This window comes from Vibrio sp. 1557 (genome assembly GCF_033340175.1).
GTDB lineage: Bacteria > Pseudomonadota > Gammaproteobacteria > Enterobacterales > Vibrionaceae > Vibrio > Vibrio alginolyticus.
This window is the reverse complement of record NZ_JAWOVZ010000249.1, coordinates 1-1107: the sequence shown is the minus strand read 5'-3', so window position 1 is coordinate 1107 and position 1107 is coordinate 1. Positions and strand designations below refer to the sequence as shown.

At 43.6% G+C, this 1107-nt stretch carries 2 protein-coding genes; one reads left to right on the top strand and one right to left on the bottom strand.

The features are described 5' to 3' along the window. On the bottom strand, window positions 1-349 hold a 349-nt coding region (locus tag R7070_RS26265), incomplete at its 3' end, for a GFA family protein (protein ID WP_318141524.1). Between the two features lie 160 nt (window positions 350-509). Between R7070_RS26265 and R7070_RS26260 the strand changes: the two genes are divergently transcribed. After that, the coding region (locus tag R7070_RS26260) for a hypothetical protein (protein ID WP_318141523.1) at window positions 510-1107 on the top strand (598 nt) is incomplete at its 3' end.

The window sequence follows — 1107 nt, the reverse complement described above, 5'->3', positions numbered from 1 at the left end:
GCTCATAAATCGAAACTTTTGGCTCATGAAATTCGGTGTTATTGAAAATTCCAACGGGAACAACAACGATTTCAGGAGCTGTGGATAACAACAGTCGCATCGTCGTGCCACAAGCAGGGCAAAATTCGTATTTCACTTCATTACCATCGTCACTGATTCTGGTGTAGTTGGTCGTGTCACCATCTAAAATGACCTGCTCTTTATCGAATTTGGCCTGGACACCAAAAACGCTGCCTGTTCGTTTCTGACATTCAAAGCAGTGACAAATAGAGGTTCGCAGAGGTTCATCTTTACAGCGAAGTTGAACTAAGCCACAGGCGCACTCTCCGGTGTGAATTATGTTTGTCATCGTTATTACCTATCGATTGCCCACTAAACAGTTTATACCTAAATCCGCTCGAGTGATTTCACGATACTTGGTTCATCGAGATTTGAGTGTATGCGGTCATCCTATTGGAATTGGTATATACTCCGAACACAATTTTTAGAACAAAAACAAGGAAGTCGCCATGGCTCGCAGCAGAATTCTGCCAATTCCACTCATTCTTCTTATTCCTATCGTGCTATTAGCGATTGTTATCATTGCTGGTGTGTATCGCTTTAGCTTGTCTGATGATGAAATCATGGCCAAGTTTCCGCAATCAGAAGTGCAATCTAATCCTATCGTTGCCGAAGTATTGGGAGTGCAAGCGAAGAATCCGTGGACAATTCAAGTACCAGAGCAAAATGCCGTCTCTTTTTTAGAAGAGTGGGACAAGGAGAATGGCTACCTGATTGGTCAGTATGATGCAGGCGCGACAAAGGGGCAGGTTTTGGTACCGACCGCGTTTATCGCTCAACGTAAAACCAACAAAGAATTTTGGATTGCGGCGCCGATGATTGTTACGACTCAAGGCTCAGGGGCATTTTATTATGTTGGGTTGTTTAAGTTTGATCCGATCCCGAGCCGAGTGGTGTTGCTAGACAGCGTGTTTATTGGTGATCGAGTTAAATTTGCTCAAATCAATTGGCAAACGGATACCAAAATCGCTATTTCATTCCTAACGCATGGCGAAAGTCAATCCATGGCAGATGAGCCAAATCAATCAAATTCAGCCACTCTAACCC